Consider the following 13,936-nt stretch of genomic DNA (forward strand, 5'->3'; position numbering starts at 1 on the left):
CGCCTTGCGGTGCGACGACATGCAGGTCAAAGGCGTTCACCGACAGCAAACATGTCGGAGGCCCAGCCCGAAAATAGAAGAAGGACCGCATCGATCAGCTTGAGGCCCGACACCAAACTTCAAGCGGCTGACGGCGCTCGCGATGCGGCAGAAGACACCGTTTGGGCGAGCCGTCGAGTGGACCACGAGCCTGCGTCGCCTACGCCGAGGACGGCTGTGAAGCATGGGAATTTGGATCGACCACCCACGCGAACGAGCATTTCAGCTACGACCTCGGCTTGGGTGCTGACCACAAGGCCGACCCAGCTTCAACTGCCGCATAATAATGTGCGATATACGAACAAATATCAATTATCGCACAAATTTCTTGCCGGCCACGCCGCCTCACTTTATCCATCAGGTGAGCAGCGGACCGACGGATCTATCGCGGGCAAGGAGTGATCCAGCATGGACAAGACGATCGGGAGCACGGCCGAGGCCGTCTTTGAAATCGGTGATGGGGCGACCGTCATGATCGGCGGCTTCGGCGGCTCGGGCGCACCGATCGAACTGATCCACGCGCTGATCGACAAGGGGCCGAAGGACCTCACGGTGATCAACAACAATGCCGGCAACGGCCGCATCGGCATTGCCGCGATGATCGACGCGGGCATGGTCAGGAAGATGATCTGTTCCTTCCCGCGGTCGTCGGACCCGCGCGCCTTCACGGAAAGATATCTGGCCGGTCAGATTGAGCTCGAGCTCGTGCCGCAGGGAACGCTTGCCGAGCGCATCCGCGCCGGCGGCGCCGGCATCCCGGCCTTTTATACGCCGACCGGCTACGGCACCGAGCTTGCAAAAGGCAAGGTCATCGCCGAATTCGACGGCCGGCACTATGTCCAGGAGCGCTGGCTGAGGGCTGATTTCGCCATCGTCAAGGCGAATGTCGGCGACACCCACGGCAATCTCACCTACAACAAGGCTGGCCGTAACTTCAATCCGCTGATGTGCATGGCCGCGGCAAAGACCATCGTCCAGGTCTCCAGCATCGTTCCTGCCGGTGGCATCGACCCTGAGCATGTCGTGACCCCCGGCATCTTCGTCGACGGTGTCGTCGAGGTCACCCACCCCGCCCAGGAAGAAGAGCTCGTTCGAGCCGGAGCATCCTATCAATGACCGTCGACATCAGCCTCGTCAACACGCGCGAAGACATCAAGCTTTCCAACGCCAGCATTGCCTGGCGCGCCGCCCAGGACATCGCCGACGGCGCCTATGTGAACCTGGGCATCGGCTTTCCGGAAATGGTGGCGCGCTACCAGCCGCCCGGCCGCCAGGCGGTCTTCCATACGGAAAACGGTATCCTCGATTTCGGCGAGGCGCCAGCCGTTGGTGAAGAGGACTGGGATCTGATCAATGCCGGCAAGAGGCCGGTGACACTGAAGCCGGGCTCGGCCTTCTTCCACCATGCCGACAGTTTCGCCATGGTGCGCGGCGGCCATCTCGACGTCGCGATCCTCGGCGCCTACCAGGTGGCGCAAAACGGTGATCTGGCCAACTGGCGTGTCGGCGCCAAGGGTGTGCCGGCTGTCGGCGGCGCCATGGACCTCGTGCACGGCGCCAAGCAGGTCTGCGTCATCACCGAGCACGTCACCAAGAACGGCGAGCCGAAGCTGGTCGACAAATGCACCTTCCCGCTGACCGGCGTCGGCTGCATTACCCGCGTCTATACGAGCCATGCCGTCATCGACATCGTGAAGGGCCATTTCGTGCTGCGCGAGAAGCTCGCAGCCATGACGGTCGAGGAATTGCAGGCGATGACGGGCGCGCCGCTCCATATCGACGGCCCCCTCGCCGATCTCGTCGTCCCGGACCTCTAACGGAGGAGAAGCCTGATGATCGAAGCCTATATCTGCGACTATGTCCGCACCCCGATCGGCCGCTTCGGCGGTTCGCTTGCCGCCATCCGCGCCGATGATCTCGGCGCCGTGCCGCTGAAAGCGCTGGTCGAGCGCAACCGCAGCGTGGACTGGGAAGCCGTCGATGATGTCATCTTTGGCTGCGCCAACCAGGCCGGTGAAGATAATCGCAACGTCGCCCGCATGTCCTCGTTGCTTGCGGGGCTGCCCGTTTGCGTACCGGGCACCACGATCAATCGCCTTTGCGGCTCCGGCATGGATGCTGTAATCGCGGCAGCGCGGGCCATCCGGGCAGGCGAGGCCGAGCTCATGATTGCAGGCGGCGTCGAAAGCATGTCGCGCGCGCCCTTCGTCATGCCGAAGGCGGAGGCTGCCTTTTCGCGCCACGCCGAGGTCTATGACACGACGATCGGGTGGCGGTTCATCAACCCCCTGATGAAGAAGCAGTATGGCGTCGACTCCATGCCCGAGACTGGCGAGAATGTCGCCGAAGACTATAAAGTGTCACGCGAGGATCAGGACGCTTTTGCCGTTCGCAGTCAGGCAAAGGCTGCGGCCGCGCAGGCAAATGGCCGACTTGCCAGAGAAATCACCTCCGTGACCATCCCACAGCGCAAGGGCGAGCCTGTCGTCGTCGAAAAGGATGAACACCCGCGCGCGACCACGATGGAAGCACTTGCAAAGCTCTCCGCGCCCTTCAGGAAGGAAGGCGGAACGGTGACGGCCGGCAATGCCTCCGGCGTCAACGATGGAGCTGCGGCGCTTATTGTCGCCAGCGAGGCAGCTGCAAGGAAGCATGGCCTGACCCCTATCGCCCGCATTCTGGGTGGCGCCTCGGCCGGCGTGCCGCCGCGCATCATGGGTATCGGCCCGGTTCCGGCGTCCCGCAAGCTGATGGTCCGTCTTGGCATGACGCAAGACCAGTTTGACGTCATCGAACTCAACGAGGCCTTCGCCTCACAGGGTCTCGCCGTTCTACGCGAACTTGGAATAGCCGACGCTGATGGCCGCGTGAACCGCAATGGTGGCGCCATCGCGCTTGGCCATCCGCTCGGAATGTCGGGCGCGCGCATCACCGGCACGGCAGCTTTCGAATTGCGGGAAACCGGCGGACGCTTTTCGCTGTCGACCATGTGCATCGGCGTCGGACAGGGGATTGCCATCGCGCTCGAGCGCGTCTGATTTGAGATCGCACAATGAAAACGGCGCGGACATGTCGGCGCTGTCGTGCAAGCCGATGCTTACGGCATCAGCTGGCCGCCATTCACCTCGATTATCTGACCGGTGACGTAGCCGGAAAGGGTTGGCGATGCCAGGAAGAGATAGGCGCCGACACAATCCTCCGGCGTCCCGACGAAGCCCATCGGGATGGACTTGCGCTGCAGTTCCATCTGCTCGTCATTGGTGTAGCGCTCGTGAAACGGCGTGGCGATGACGCCTGGCGCTACCGCATTGACCCTGATCCGGTCAGGAACGAACTCCTTGGCATGGCCGCGTGTGATCGTCGAGACGAAACCCTTCGATGCCGCATAGAGCACGGCACCATTGCCGCCGCCATTGCGCGCTGCAATCGAGGTCGTGTTGATAATGAAACCGCCCTGCTTTTTCAGCCATGGATGGGCAGCGCGGGTCGCCGCAAGAACCGAGCGGGCATTCAGATCCATGACTTTCGTGTAGTGCTCGTCGGTATATTCAGCGGTTGGCTTGCGGCCGAGCATGCCGCCGGCATTGTTCACCAACCCGTCGAGATGTCCAAAGGTTCTGGCAGTCTCTTCGACGACACGTTCCGTCTCGCCCTCATTTGACACATCGCCGTGAACGAGGTGCACGGCGCCCCCGGCGCCCCGGATTTCATCGGCAAGCGCTTCGGCCGGCTCCCGGCTCGCATTGTAATGAATGCCAACTTTCATTTCCTGGGAAGCAAAGGCGCGGGCGAGCGCTGCGCCGATACCGGTCGAGGCGCCGGTGATCAGCACCGCCTTGCCAGCCAGGTCCGGAATTTTGATGGATGCAAGCAATTGAGCAAGATTTGCCATGGTAGCGGTAGCCTCCAGGAATGCTATTGGGTGTATAAGGGCGAGCTACAGGGAGCTTATCAGCCTGCATCGATGCGGGGCAATGCCATATCGCTACCGGGCAAGATCAAGTTCCGGGTAGTGCCGAAAGATTCCGTCCTCATTGAAGGCAAGCCGGCGGTCCGACTGTAGGTAGGCAGCGATATTCGGGCGCCTGGCGACGGCATCGTGCAACGCTATCAGCCCCGGATAATCCGTCGCACGGGCTTTCATCGCTTTCGGAAAAGCATACCGCAATCCCTCGACGACCTGGTACAGCGACAAGTCGACGTAGCTAAGCGCATCGCCAACGATGTGGCGTGGCCCCCAGGGATTTTGTTGCAGCACCTGCTCGAAGTAGCCGAGAAACTTTGGAATGCGCTCGCTGATGAAGGAGGCGGAGCGGGCTTTCGCCTCCTGCTTCTGCTCCTCATAGTAGAGAGAGGTTGCGATCGGGTGATGCGTGTCGTGCACCTCTGCTACCAGATCCGTGATTGTCAATTGCAGGCCGTTGGCGATGAAGCGCAACTTTTCATCCTTCGGCGAAAGGCCAAGTTTTGGACCAAAATAAAAGAGAATGTTGGCGACATGAGAGACAATGAACTCGCCGTCCTTGAGAAACGGTGGCGCAAAGGGAATGTAGGGTTCGCGCTTGCTGTTCATCAGTTCCAACATCGCTGCGGTGCCCATCCCGCGCCCGGACTGCCTGGCGACGTCGACATACTCGGCCTGGGCTTCTTCCAACGCTAGGCGAACGAACTCGCCGCGGCCAAGAATGCCATTCCAATAATACAGTTCATATGCCATGAGGTCCCTCCCGGTGGCATGCTCCTTATCAGTGATGCGCGTGCTGGGCGTTGCGCTTGCGAGTGGCTGCGGCTTTCTTGGCCGAAGCCGAGCGCTCGGCGGCAGAACGCGCCGCTGAGGCGCCACCACCTTTGCGCCCGCCCTTTTCTGACGCCTCGTGGGTATCTTGCTTGCCCCGACCGGACCCGGACTTGTTGCCGCCACCGCTCTCCTTGTTGACCGTCGCCCAGGCCCGCCGTTCAGCCTCCTTCGTGGAAACGCCACGGTCTTCGTAGCCTTCCTCGATATGTTCGGCTTTCCGTTTCTGCTTATCCGTGTAAGCGGATTTGTCGCCTCTTGGCATGATGCTTGCTCCTTGTTGACAGAGAAAGGGCAACCGACTGATGCGCAAAAAGTTCCAGCCTCGCACGAATGCGCACACAAGCAGGCAACTGAGAAAGAAGCGCGCCGACGAGGTAAGGCCTATTTGCGATGATATTTGCGCGACGCCGCCAAGATCTTTTCGACGGCAGGGATATGCGGCAATACGGCTGAACGCGCATCAGGGAAGAACAATGCGACAAGATTGTCGATCGCATAGACAAGAACCAGGGCGAGGCCCAGATAGGCTAACGCGGCAATGACAAGAACTGTCATTCTATCCTCAAACTTGCAATGAGGAGGTAGCAACCCGCTACGACCAATCTATGAACATCCGAGCCCAATTTTGGTTCCGTCGCGGATTGCCACAGCGGCATTTTTTTCTGCGAGGTAACCGTTAGGCGCATTCCGACGCAACCGCCGTGCCGCCTTGGAGATCAATAGAATAGAAGCAATGCAATCATGTGACGAACGGCGTCGTCGTGACGCCATTCGTCACAAAGGAACGCAGGCGATCACGCCGATTTTCGGCTCGCCGTTTTCCTTGGAGCGGCGGGCTTGGCGGCGCCATTTGCTTTTGGCGTGGACGTGGTGCGCTTGCGCGTCTTCACCTCCTTGCCATCCGGAGATGCGGCGGATCCTTCAAGCGCCAGGCGCTCCGTCCAGGCTTGTTCCCAATGTACGAAATCTCGTCCCGTTGGACGCCCTTCCTCTTCCCAAAGCGCATAGGCGCGCTTCCTGATCCACTCTTCTCGAGTTTCTGTCATCGCCGATCTCCTCAGATAATGCCCGTGGTTTAACGCGATACTGGTGCTAGAGTTCCAGAGGAACCACCGTGTTTCAAGCAAAATTTGACACACTGCAAAAAGAAATTCTGCGCCGCAGCATTCAACCATTGTGCGGCGCGCGCTTCATTGTGTCCGGGGAACCGTTTGAGGCAAGAAAGACGGGGGGCTCTACGTCCATGGTGCCCAATTGAACGCCGCAGCTTTAGCGTTATAGTTCAACGCGATGTTTTATCTCATATCGACTTATTGGCCGCATATTCTATTTGTTGTTTCGCTCGCCATGGGCGCTGCGGCAGCGATCCATGCGGCGATGACAAAGGAAGAGGTCCGCGCCGCGATCGGCTGGGTCGGGGTGATCATCCTCTCACCGATCATTGGCGCCGTGCTTTATGCGATCGCTGGCATCAATCGTATCCGCCGCGCCTCGCTCAGCCTGCGGCGCGATGCGCTGATCCCAGAGGCGGACCTCGACGAACTCGAAAGCTTCGACGCCGACACGGATGTCGTCATCAGCGGCTTCGGCCGTCGTTTCGCCGCCCTTCAGACACTCGGTGATCGTGTCTCCCGCAGTCCGCTCGCAACCGGCAACACGATCGACATGCTGGAAACGGGCGACGACTGCTATGCCGCTATGCAGGCCGCCATCGACAGCGCCGCGCGAAGCGTTCTCCTCGAGACCTACATCTTTGACCGCGACCCCATCGGATTGAGGATCGCCGATTGCCTGATTGCAGCAGTCAAGCGAGGCATCGAAGTGCGCGTGCTGATCGATGCCGTCGGCGCCCGCTATTCCGTGCCGAGCATACTTGGATACCTTGCCGATGGCGGTGTCAGCGTCTCTGTATTCAACGGCAACGTCATCATGGGTTTGCGTTTGCCCTATGCAAACCTGCGCACCCACCGCAAGATCGTCATCGTCGATGGACGCATCGCACTGACGGGCGGCATGAACATCCGGGCCGGCTTTACGCGCGAAATGGCGGGGGAGGCCTTCGCCCGCGACACCCATTTCAGCGTCACCGGACCGGTTGTTGCCGATCTCTTCAACGTTGCGGCCGAAGACTGGCGCTTCACGACCGGCGAGATCCTGCAAGGGGAAGCATGGCGAACCGCGATGCCGGAGCGGCAGCCAGGCGATCCAGTCTTCATGCGTGTGGTCGCATCCGGACCCGACAAAAGCATCGAGACGAACCACAAGATGCTTATGGGCGCCTTTTCCATTGCACGCAAATCGATCCGCATCATGTCCCCCTACTTCCTGCCGGACCGCGAGCTCATCAGTGCGCTGGCAACCGCGGCCCGGCGCGGCGTCGAGGTCGATATCGTCGTTCCGTCCGTCAACAACCTCGTCCTCGTCGACCGTGCCATGACTGCCCAGTTCGATCAGATCCTCAGCAGCTATTGCCGGATCTGGCGCTCCAGCGGCGCGTTCAGTCACTCCAAGCTCTTGTCGATAGACGGGGTCTGGTCCTATGTCGGTTCGTCCAACCTCGATCCGAGATCGCTGCGACTGAATTTCGAGATCGACCTGGAAGTGCTGAACGAAGGCTTTGCCAACGAGATCGACGAGCATATCGACGAAGCCATCAAGTCGGCTTCGCCGGTTACTCTGCAGGGGTTGCGCGCGCGTCCTTTTCCGATCCGGCTGCTTGAGAAGATCCTGTGGCTGGGATCGCCTTACTTGTAGCGGATTTCTGGGGTTATGACGTGGTAACGTCGCTCACCCGGTCTATAATCCAGTCAGAATCTCGTCGGTCAACAAAGCGCCAGTAAACTGCGATGCATGCCAGAAAACAAAGCCTGCCGGCCAACATCCTTGCCTCGATCCGCAATCGGAAAAAGCGGCTGGATGCGGCACATTCGGAGGACAAACCGCGGTCGGATGGCACTTTAATCGCTTCCTACAACGTCCATAAATGCGTCGGCAGTGACCGCCGGTTCGACCCAGAGCGCACCAGTCGCGTCATCCACGAAATCGACGCCGACGTGATCGCGTTGCAGGAAGCCGACACCCGGTTTGGCGAGCGTACGGGCATCCTCGACCTTGGCCGACTGGAACGGGAGACCGGACTGATCCCAGTGCCGGTCAACGACATGGCAAAGGCTCACGGCTGGCATGGCAACGTCGTGCTCTTCAAGAAGGGCCTGGTGCGCGATGTTCACCAGATCAATTTGCCTGGGCTCGAACCGCGCGGCGCGCTTGTCGCCGAACTCGATCTGGAAAACGGCGGGGGCTTGCGCATTATCGCCGCCCATTTCGGCCTGCTTCGCCATTCGCGCGCCCAGCAAGCCAAGATGCTGGTCGAGCTGATGGGAAGAAAGAGCGAGATCCCGACCATCCTGCTCGGTGATCTCAACGAATGGCGGCTTGGCGACCGTTCGTCGCTGCACACCTTCCAATCCGCGTTCGGGCCTCAGCCCATGGCAGTTCCGAGCTTTCCGGCACGCCTTCCCATACTGGCTCTTGATCGAATAATGGCAAATCGCAAGGGCGTCGTGACCGCGGTCGAGGCCCACGATACGCCACTTGCGCGCGTCGCTTCCGATCACCTGCCGGTCAAGGCCGTGGTCAATCTCAAGCGGGTCGAGGAACTGAGCACGAAGAGTTAGACTTTCTCGACGAGCTCTGCGCCGCTGCCACCCACAGCATCCTCGTCATCGCAGTCCTCAAACCTTGACACCGCCTGCGGTCATGGCAGTTTCTGCTGATCTCGACAGACAGCTTGGATGAGGAGGTTGCATGGTGCTTGTAGCCGGGGCTTTGGGTGAACGGGCCGACGTGGTGCGATGGCGCGGATCGGCGGTGATTTCAGCCGCGATGACAAAGGGCAGGGTCGCGTGGCTGGTGGTTGGCCTCGCAACGGCACTCTTGGCGGCACCCGCCCGGGCTGAGGATATGCCGCCCCAGACGGTAGCCTCGACACAACAGATCCAAAAGCTCGTCGAAACATGGGGGCAGTTCTTCCAGAAAGCCGACAGTCTTCGCGACCGGCGGCAAGCGTTCGAGGATCTGATGGAATCCACCCCCGAACCGTCGCGTGTGCAAATCAGGTCCGTCGATGCAGGCGGTATCGATGCACAGCTCATCTGGCCGGCGAGATTGCATCATCCACTCGGCCGGCGCGCCATTCTCTATGTACATGGCGGCGGCTTCTATAGCGGTTCATTGCGCACGCACCGAGCAATAGCCGGCGCTTTGGCCAAGGCGGCATCGGCCGATGTGCTTCTCATCGACTACCGGCTCGCGCCCGACAACCCCTATCCGGCTCAGGTCGATGATACGCTGGCCGCTTATCGCTGGCTGCTCGATTCTGGCTATGAGGCCGACAATATCGTGCTTGTCGGCGAATCGGTTGGCGGGAACCTGGCGATCGAAGCAACGCTGCGGCAGATGCGGGTTAGGGAACCCCTGCCGGCGGCAGTGGTTGCCATGAGCCCCATCAGCGATCTGGCAGCAACAGGCGCTTCATTGACGGCCAATGCCGCCACCGACCCGCTGATCGATGCCGTTCAACTCGATCTCATCCGCAAGGCCTATCTCGGAACACGTTCGCCGAGAGATCCGATGGTCTCGCCTCTTTATGCCGACCTGACCGGATTTCCGCCATTGCTCTTACAGGTTGGAGCGGGTGAAGCGCTTCTTGACGACAGCCGGCGGCTGGCCGACAAGGCCCGCGCGGCCGGGGTTGATGTCGAGATCGAGATCTGGCCAGGCATGATCCATCAGTGGCAGATCTTCCCGTTCTGGCTCGATGGTGCAAGGCAATCGAACCAGCGCGTTGCGGACTATGCGATCAGGCATTTCGCTGACAAACCACAGCCGTGAGTTTGTAGGGTATCGGCCACCGTCCCGGGCGAGACGTCTGTCATCTAGCCTTCGATATGCCATCGGCACGCGTTCTTTATGTGCCTGAGGGCGGCTCTATTCCGCTTGCAGGGAGCCGTATTCAAAGTTTGTCTGCCCCCATCAAACGGGATGCTGTGTAAGATTTCCCCATTCGAACCAGGAAGATGTCAGCCCACCCGGGCGGCGCTCCGGTTTATGCTTGGGGAACCGCATGGATCTGCAAAAGATCAAAACACTATTGGATTTCGTCGGGCGTTCACGTGTTTCGGAGCTGACTGTCAGCGAAGCCGGCACGACTGTCATCGTGCGCAATTTGCCACTCCTGTTTCAACCCAAGCCTTTGGTGACGCCTCGGGAAAATGTGCAGATCGCGCCGGCGGCGCCGGAGGAGCAGCCTGACCCGAGCCATGTCCACGCGCCGCTGTCAGGCGTGGTGCACCAGGCCAACAGCCCCGGCGCGGCGCCGCTCGTTGCAATGGGGGACGTTATCGAGGCCGGGCAAGCGCTCTGCATCGTCGAAGCCATGAAGGTTTTCACGACAGTTCCCGCACCTTTCGGCGGTGTGGTCAAGCGCATCTTCTTCGAAGACGGCCAAGAAGTGAGCGTCGGCGATCCACTTGTGGAGATCGGCTGATGCGCGGCCCTTTCGATGCAGCCCTTGAGGGCGGCGACCATCGCTTCAGATCCTTGTTGATCGCCAATCGCGGCGAAATCGCCGTTCGCATCCGGCGCGCCTGCCTCGAACTGGGACTGCGTCCCATCCTCGTCGCGTCCGAGGCCGACCGGGCTGCAGATGGGGCTTGCCGAGAGGACGGTCCGCTCTCCATCGGTCCATCGGCGCCGGCAAAAAGCTATCTCAACCAGGCTGCGATCCTGCTTGCGGCGCGCGTCACGGGTGCTGAGGCCGTCCATCCGGGTTACGGGTTCCTGTCGGAAAATGCCGACTTTGCCGAAGCGGTCGAGAAGGCGGGACTGGTCTTCATAGGCCCGCCGGCTTCGGCGATCCGCACCATGGGCGACAAGATCGCTGCCAAACGGGCGATGATTGCAGCCGGGGTACCCTGCGTGCCGGGGCCCAGTGAGCCGCTGCCTGGGGATGGCGAGGCGGTGCGCGCCATCGCGGAAGAGATCGGCTATCCGGTCATCATCAAGGCGGCCGGCGGCGGGGGCGGGCGCGGCATGCGCGTCGTGCGCGAGAGCGCGCAGGTCGCCGACGCGATCGCCATTACCCGCGAGGAGGCGCGCCGTGCCTTCGGCAAGCCGGAACTCTATATGGAGAAATTTCTGGAGCATCCGCGTCATGTCGAGTTCCAGGTGCTGTGTGACAATCACGGCAATGCCATCTGGGTCGGTCATCGTGACTGCTCCATCCAGCGGCGACACCAGAAAGTTGTCGAGGAGGCGCCTGCGCCCGGCATTGCGCCGGAACTGGCGCACAGGATCGGTGAGCGCTGTGTGGAGGCGTGCCGGCAGATCGGCTATCGCGGCGTCGGCACGTTCGAATTCCTCTATGAGCACGGGGAATTCTACTTCATCGAGATGAACACGCGCCTGCAGGTCGAGCATCCCGTCACGGAGATGACGGCTGGTGTCGATCTCGTGCATGAGCAGTTACGCGTAGCGCAGGGTCATATCCTCAGTCCGTCCCGCCTTTGCGGCGAGGCGCTTGGCCATGCCTTCGAATGCCGCATCAATGCTGAGGATCCAGCGACCTATGTCGCAGCACCCGGACGCATTAAAGCGGTGCACTTTCCGAGTGGACCGGGAATTCGCATCGATACGCATGTGTCGGCCGGATACCGTGTTTCTCCCTACTACGATTCCCTGATCGCCAAGCTGATCGTGCATGCGCCAACCCGTGCGGCGGCGATCCGGCGCATGCAGGTCGCCTTGTCGGAAACGCGCATCGAGGGCATTTCGACCAACCTTGCGCTGCATGAAAGGATCTTCGCCGATCCCGATTTCGTGCAGGGCTGTGTCGATATCCACCATCTTGAAAAACGGCTGAGGGAGGAACCCCGTGTCCAGGCGTGACCGCTCGGCAGGCAAAAACACGATCGGCGACCTTTCCGATCCCGCTCTCATCTCCACACTCACCGACTGGCTGGAAGCCTCTGGTGCGCGCGAGCTGGAAATTCTCACAGGGGCTGGCGAGGCATTGAAGATCGTCCTCGGTTCCGGCGCACGCTCGGCGCATGCGCATGAAACCGCCCCTAAGATGCGCCCAACCCTGCCCGAGGGCCGGTCCGTCAAGGCGCCGATGGCCGGTCTCTTCCGCAGCGCCCATCCGGGCAGCGCCGACGCTTCGCCGCTTGCCGAAAAGGGTCGGGCGGTCGACGCAGGCGCCATCATCGGCTTCGTCGAGGTTGGGCCAGTGCTCTTGCCCGTCACCGCGCCCGAAGCGTCAGTCGTCGCCGAAGTCCATGCCCGCACAGGAGACCTCATCGGCTACGGTGATGCTGTTTTCGCGACGGAGCCCTGCCGATGAACCTGCCGCAATCGAGCCCGCTCGCATCGCCAGCCTCAATCGTGCCGGACACGGACGCACTGGCGAAAATTTCCTTTATCGGCACACGCGCCTTCCTCGTGGAAGCGCCCGGCGCCTTCGACCTGGCGAACCAGCGACGCATCTGGGCGCTGTCACGTGCCCTCCAGGCACGGGAGGAAATCGCCGAAATCGTGCCGGGCATGACGAACCTGCTGGTAATCCTCAAGCAGACGCCGGAGGCGCCAGACATCGTCGTTCACCAGCTCCAGGAGGAATGGAAGCGGGCACGCGGCGTCGATCTTGCCGGCCGGGACATCGAGATCGCCGTCACCTATGGCGGCGAACATGCGACTGATCTGCCGGCGCTCTGCGATCTTTCCGGCCTCAGCGACCGGGAGGTCGTGCGCATCCATCACGAAGGCACCTACCGGGTCTTTGCCCTCGGCAGTGCGCCGGGTTTTGGCTACCTTTTCGGGCTTGATGCGCGCATCCATATGCCGCGCAAGACGGTGCCCTCGCTCAGCATGGCGCGAGGCTGCGTCACGATCGGCGGCATGCAGACGGGCGTTGCGGTGCTGACGGGACCGAACGGCTGGAATTCCATCGGCTTTGCCGAACTCCAGATGTTCGATCCGTTGGCTGCTGCTCCGGCCGTCATGGCTCCTGGCGACACCGTGCGTTTCCGTCCAGAGAGGATCGAACTGTGATCGATGTTGAGGCAACAGGACCGCTTAACACCATTCAGGACCTTGGGCGTCCAGGCTATCGCAATATCGGGGTCACGGCCTCAGGCGCGATGGACACGCTTGCACTTTCGATCGGCAATATTCTCGTCGGCAATACGCCTGAGGCTGCGGGTATCGAGGTGCAAACCTTTCCTTTCCGCGTGCGTTTTTCCGCGCGAACCGCGTTTGCGATCACCGGCGCGGATTGCCGCGCAACGCTCGACGGGATCGGCGTGCCGCCCTGGTGGGCTGCGCAGGCCGAGGCCGGCCAGCTTTTGGAACTATCGCCTCCACTCAAGGACGCAAGAGCCTATCTCAGCCTTGCCGGTGGTGCGGATGTCACGCCTGTGATGGGTTCGCGCAGCACGTCGCTGCGCGGCGGTTTCGGCGGTCTTAACGGCAGGGTGCTTGCGACAGGCGACGCGGTGGCAACGGGCGCGGCAACGGCGACCTTTCTTCCGAAGGGCGGATTCGGCGTCGTACCTCCGGCAGTGGCATTGAAGGACGTCTTTCCAGCCGGTGAGGGTGGCGCGCTCATGATCCGCGCTCTGCCAGCCGGTGAGCATGATCTTTTCGGTGCCGATGCGGAGCGTTTCTGGAGCCAGCCCTGGAAGATCTCAGCGCGCAGCGACCGGACCGGTTATCGGCTAAGTGGCGATCCGATCCATCCGCTGGAGACGGTGGAGATGCGCTCGCACGGCGTCGTTCCCGGCGTCGTCCAGGTCCCGCCGGCAGGCGAGCCGATCGTCCAGATGAGCGACGCCAATACGGCGGGCGGCTATCCCAAAATTGCGGGTGTCATCGAGGCCGATCTCTGGCGGCTGGGGCAGGCACGCATCGGTTCGATGCTGCGTTTCGTACCGGCGACACATGCGCAAGCAAGGGCCATTGAGCGGGCGCTTGGCGCCTATATCGACGACGTCAGGCGGACCGCTCGGCTGGTCAGTCAGGCGCTCAGTACCATGGCATAGG

16 protein-coding genes are annotated in these 13,936 nt (G+C 61.4%); 11 read left to right on the forward strand and 5 right to left on the reverse strand.

Features of this window, described 5'->3' with window-relative positions; all coding sequences use genetic code 11:
* The first annotated feature begins 447 nt into the window (after positions 1–447).
* From ATY80_RS19820 to pcaF, 3 genes are read left to right on the forward strand one after another with little or no spacing between them, the layout of a single operon-like run.
* A complete protein-coding gene (locus ATY80_RS19820) occupies positions 448–1,155 on the forward strand; it encodes a 3-oxoacid CoA-transferase subunit A (RefSeq protein ID WP_088694025.1) in 708 nt (235 codons plus the stop codon).
* The gene (locus tag ATY80_RS19825) at positions 1,152–1,856 is read left to right on the forward strand and encodes a 3-oxoacid CoA-transferase subunit B (RefSeq protein ID WP_088694026.1); all 705 of its coding nucleotides are present in this window, start codon (positions 1,152–1,154) and stop codon (positions 1,854–1,856) included. The genes ATY80_RS19820 and ATY80_RS19825 overlap by 4 nt, the downstream gene beginning before the upstream one ends.
* A gap of 15 nt (positions 1,857–1,871) precedes the next feature.
* Positions 1,872–3,077 carry a 3-oxoadipyl-CoA thiolase gene (gene pcaF, locus ATY80_RS19830; RefSeq protein WP_088694027.1) on the forward strand — a complete coding sequence of 402 codons (1,206 nt, stop codon included), beginning with the start codon at positions 1,872–1,874 and terminating at the stop codon, positions 3,075–3,077.
* Between the two features lie 59 nt (positions 3,078–3,136).
* Here pcaF and ATY80_RS19835 read toward each other — a convergent pair whose 3' ends face one another.
* From ATY80_RS19835 to ATY80_RS19850, 5 genes are all read right to left on the reverse strand, one after another.
* Positions 3,137–3,931 (reverse strand): SDR family NAD(P)-dependent oxidoreductase, encoded by a 795-nt coding sequence (locus ATY80_RS19835; RefSeq protein ID WP_088694028.1) that lies wholly within the window; start codon positions 3,929–3,931, stop codon positions 3,137–3,139.
* A gap of 93 nt (positions 3,932–4,024) precedes the next feature.
* Positions 4,025–4,756, reverse strand: a complete 732-nt coding sequence (locus ATY80_RS19840; RefSeq protein ID WP_088694029.1) for a glutathione S-transferase — start codon at positions 4,754–4,756, stop codon at positions 4,025–4,027.
* A gap of 28 nt (positions 4,757–4,784) precedes the next feature.
* Positions 4,785–5,099, reverse strand: a complete 315-nt coding sequence (locus tag ATY80_RS19845; RefSeq protein ID WP_088694030.1) for a plasmid stabilization protein — start codon at positions 5,097–5,099, stop codon at positions 4,785–4,787.
* A gap of 119 nt (positions 5,100–5,218) precedes the next feature.
* Positions 5,219–5,392: a hypothetical protein gene (locus tag ATY80_RS29060; RefSeq protein ID WP_189637218.1), complete on the reverse strand. Its 174-nt coding sequence runs from the start codon at positions 5,390–5,392 to the stop codon at positions 5,219–5,221.
* A gap of 239 nt (positions 5,393–5,631) precedes the next feature.
* The gene (locus ATY80_RS19850; RefSeq protein WP_088694031.1) at positions 5,632–5,883 is read right to left on the reverse strand and encodes a DUF2934 domain-containing protein; all 252 of its coding nucleotides are present in this window, start codon (positions 5,881–5,883) and stop codon (positions 5,632–5,634) included.
* A 244-nt stretch (positions 5,884–6,127) separates the two neighbouring features.
* Here ATY80_RS19850 and ATY80_RS19855 point away from each other — a divergent pair, with 244 nt between their 5' ends.
* The 8 genes from ATY80_RS19855 (at position 6,128) to ATY80_RS19890 (ending at position 13,935) form a co-directional block, all read left to right on the forward strand.
* Positions 6,128–7,591: a phospholipase D-like domain-containing protein gene (locus ATY80_RS19855; protein ID WP_088694032.1), complete on the forward strand. Its 1,464-nt coding sequence runs from the start codon at positions 6,128–6,130 to the stop codon at positions 7,589–7,591.
* 92 nt (positions 7,592–7,683) lie between these two features.
* Positions 7,684–8,514 carry an endonuclease/exonuclease/phosphatase family protein gene (locus ATY80_RS19860; RefSeq protein WP_088694033.1) on the forward strand — a complete coding sequence of 277 codons (831 nt, stop codon included), beginning with the start codon at positions 7,684–7,686 and terminating at the stop codon, positions 8,512–8,514.
* A gap of 130 nt (positions 8,515–8,644) precedes the next feature.
* Positions 8,645–9,730, forward strand: coding sequence for an alpha/beta hydrolase (locus ATY80_RS19865; RefSeq protein WP_088694034.1), 1,086 nt, complete (start codon positions 8,645–8,647; stop codon positions 9,728–9,730).
* Positions 9,731–9,962: 232 nt separating this feature from the next.
* A complete protein-coding gene (locus ATY80_RS19870; RefSeq protein WP_088694035.1) occupies positions 9,963–10,385 on the forward strand; it encodes an acetyl-CoA carboxylase biotin carboxyl carrier protein subunit in 423 nt (140 codons plus the stop codon).
* Entirely contained in the window at positions 10,385–11,785 is a 1,401-nt protein-coding gene (locus tag ATY80_RS19875; protein ID WP_088694036.1) for an acetyl-CoA carboxylase biotin carboxylase subunit, read from the forward strand. The genes ATY80_RS19870 and ATY80_RS19875 overlap by 1 nt, the downstream gene beginning before the upstream one ends.
* Positions 11,772–12,239 carry an acetyl-CoA carboxylase biotin carboxyl carrier protein subunit gene (locus ATY80_RS19880; RefSeq protein ID WP_088694037.1) on the forward strand — a complete coding sequence of 156 codons (468 nt, stop codon included), beginning with the start codon at positions 11,772–11,774 and terminating at the stop codon, positions 12,237–12,239. Before ATY80_RS19875 ends, ATY80_RS19880 begins: the two co-directional genes overlap by 14 nt.
* Positions 12,236–12,946 (forward strand): 5-oxoprolinase subunit PxpB, encoded by a 711-nt coding sequence (gene pxpB, locus ATY80_RS19885; protein WP_088694038.1) that lies wholly within the window; start codon positions 12,236–12,238, stop codon positions 12,944–12,946. Before ATY80_RS19880 ends, pxpB begins: the two co-directional genes overlap by 4 nt.
* A complete protein-coding gene (locus ATY80_RS19890; RefSeq protein WP_088694039.1) occupies positions 12,943–13,935 on the forward strand; it encodes a biotin-dependent carboxyltransferase family protein in 993 nt (330 codons plus the stop codon). Before pxpB ends, ATY80_RS19890 begins: the two co-directional genes overlap by 4 nt.
* Position 13,936 lies beyond the last annotated feature (1 nt).

Origin of the sequence: Rhizobium sp. R711 (assembly GCF_002211365.1) — a bacterium.
In the GTDB taxonomy this organism is placed as follows: domain Bacteria; phylum Pseudomonadota; class Alphaproteobacteria; order Rhizobiales; family Rhizobiaceae; genus Rhizobium.

Coding starts and splice junctions, on each gene's coding strand:
- ATY80_RS19820 (WP_088694025.1), top strand. CDS start 448: ATGGACAAGACGATCGGGAGCACGGCCGAGGCCGTCTTTGAAATCGGT.
- ATY80_RS19825 (WP_088694026.1), top strand. CDS start 1,152: ATGACCGTCGACATCAGCCTCGTCAACACGCGCGAAGACATCAAGCTT.
- pcaF (WP_088694027.1), top strand. CDS start 1,872: ATGATCGAAGCCTATATCTGCGACTATGTCCGCACCCCGATCGGCCGC.
- ATY80_RS19835 (WP_088694028.1), bottom strand. CDS start 3,931: ATGGCAAATCTTGCTCAATTGCTTGCATCCATCAAAATTCCGGACCTG.
- ATY80_RS19840 (WP_088694029.1), bottom strand. CDS start 4,756: ATGGCATATGAACTGTATTATTGGAATGGCATTCTTGGCCGCGGCGAG.
- ATY80_RS19845 (WP_088694030.1), bottom strand. CDS start 5,099: ATGCCAAGAGGCGACAAATCCGCTTACACGGATAAGCAGAAACGGAAA.
- ATY80_RS29060 (WP_189637218.1), bottom strand. CDS start 5,392: ATGACAGTTCTTGTCATTGCCGCGTTAGCCTATCTGGGCCTCGCCCTG.
- ATY80_RS19850 (WP_088694031.1), bottom strand. CDS start 5,883: ATGACAGAAACTCGAGAAGAGTGGATCAGGAAGCGCGCCTATGCGCTT.
- ATY80_RS19855 (WP_088694032.1), top strand. CDS start 6,128: ATGTTTTATCTCATATCGACTTATTGGCCGCATATTCTATTTGTTGTT.
- ATY80_RS19860 (WP_088694033.1), top strand. CDS start 7,684: ATGCATGCCAGAAAACAAAGCCTGCCGGCCAACATCCTTGCCTCGATC.
- ATY80_RS19865 (WP_088694034.1), top strand. CDS start 8,645: ATGGTGCTTGTAGCCGGGGCTTTGGGTGAACGGGCCGACGTGGTGCGA.
- ATY80_RS19870 (WP_088694035.1), top strand. CDS start 9,963: ATGGATCTGCAAAAGATCAAAACACTATTGGATTTCGTCGGGCGTTCA.
- ATY80_RS19875 (WP_088694036.1), top strand. CDS start 10,385: ATGCGCGGCCCTTTCGATGCAGCCCTTGAGGGCGGCGACCATCGCTTC.
- pxpB (WP_088694038.1), top strand. CDS start 12,236: ATGAACCTGCCGCAATCGAGCCCGCTCGCATCGCCAGCCTCAATCGTG.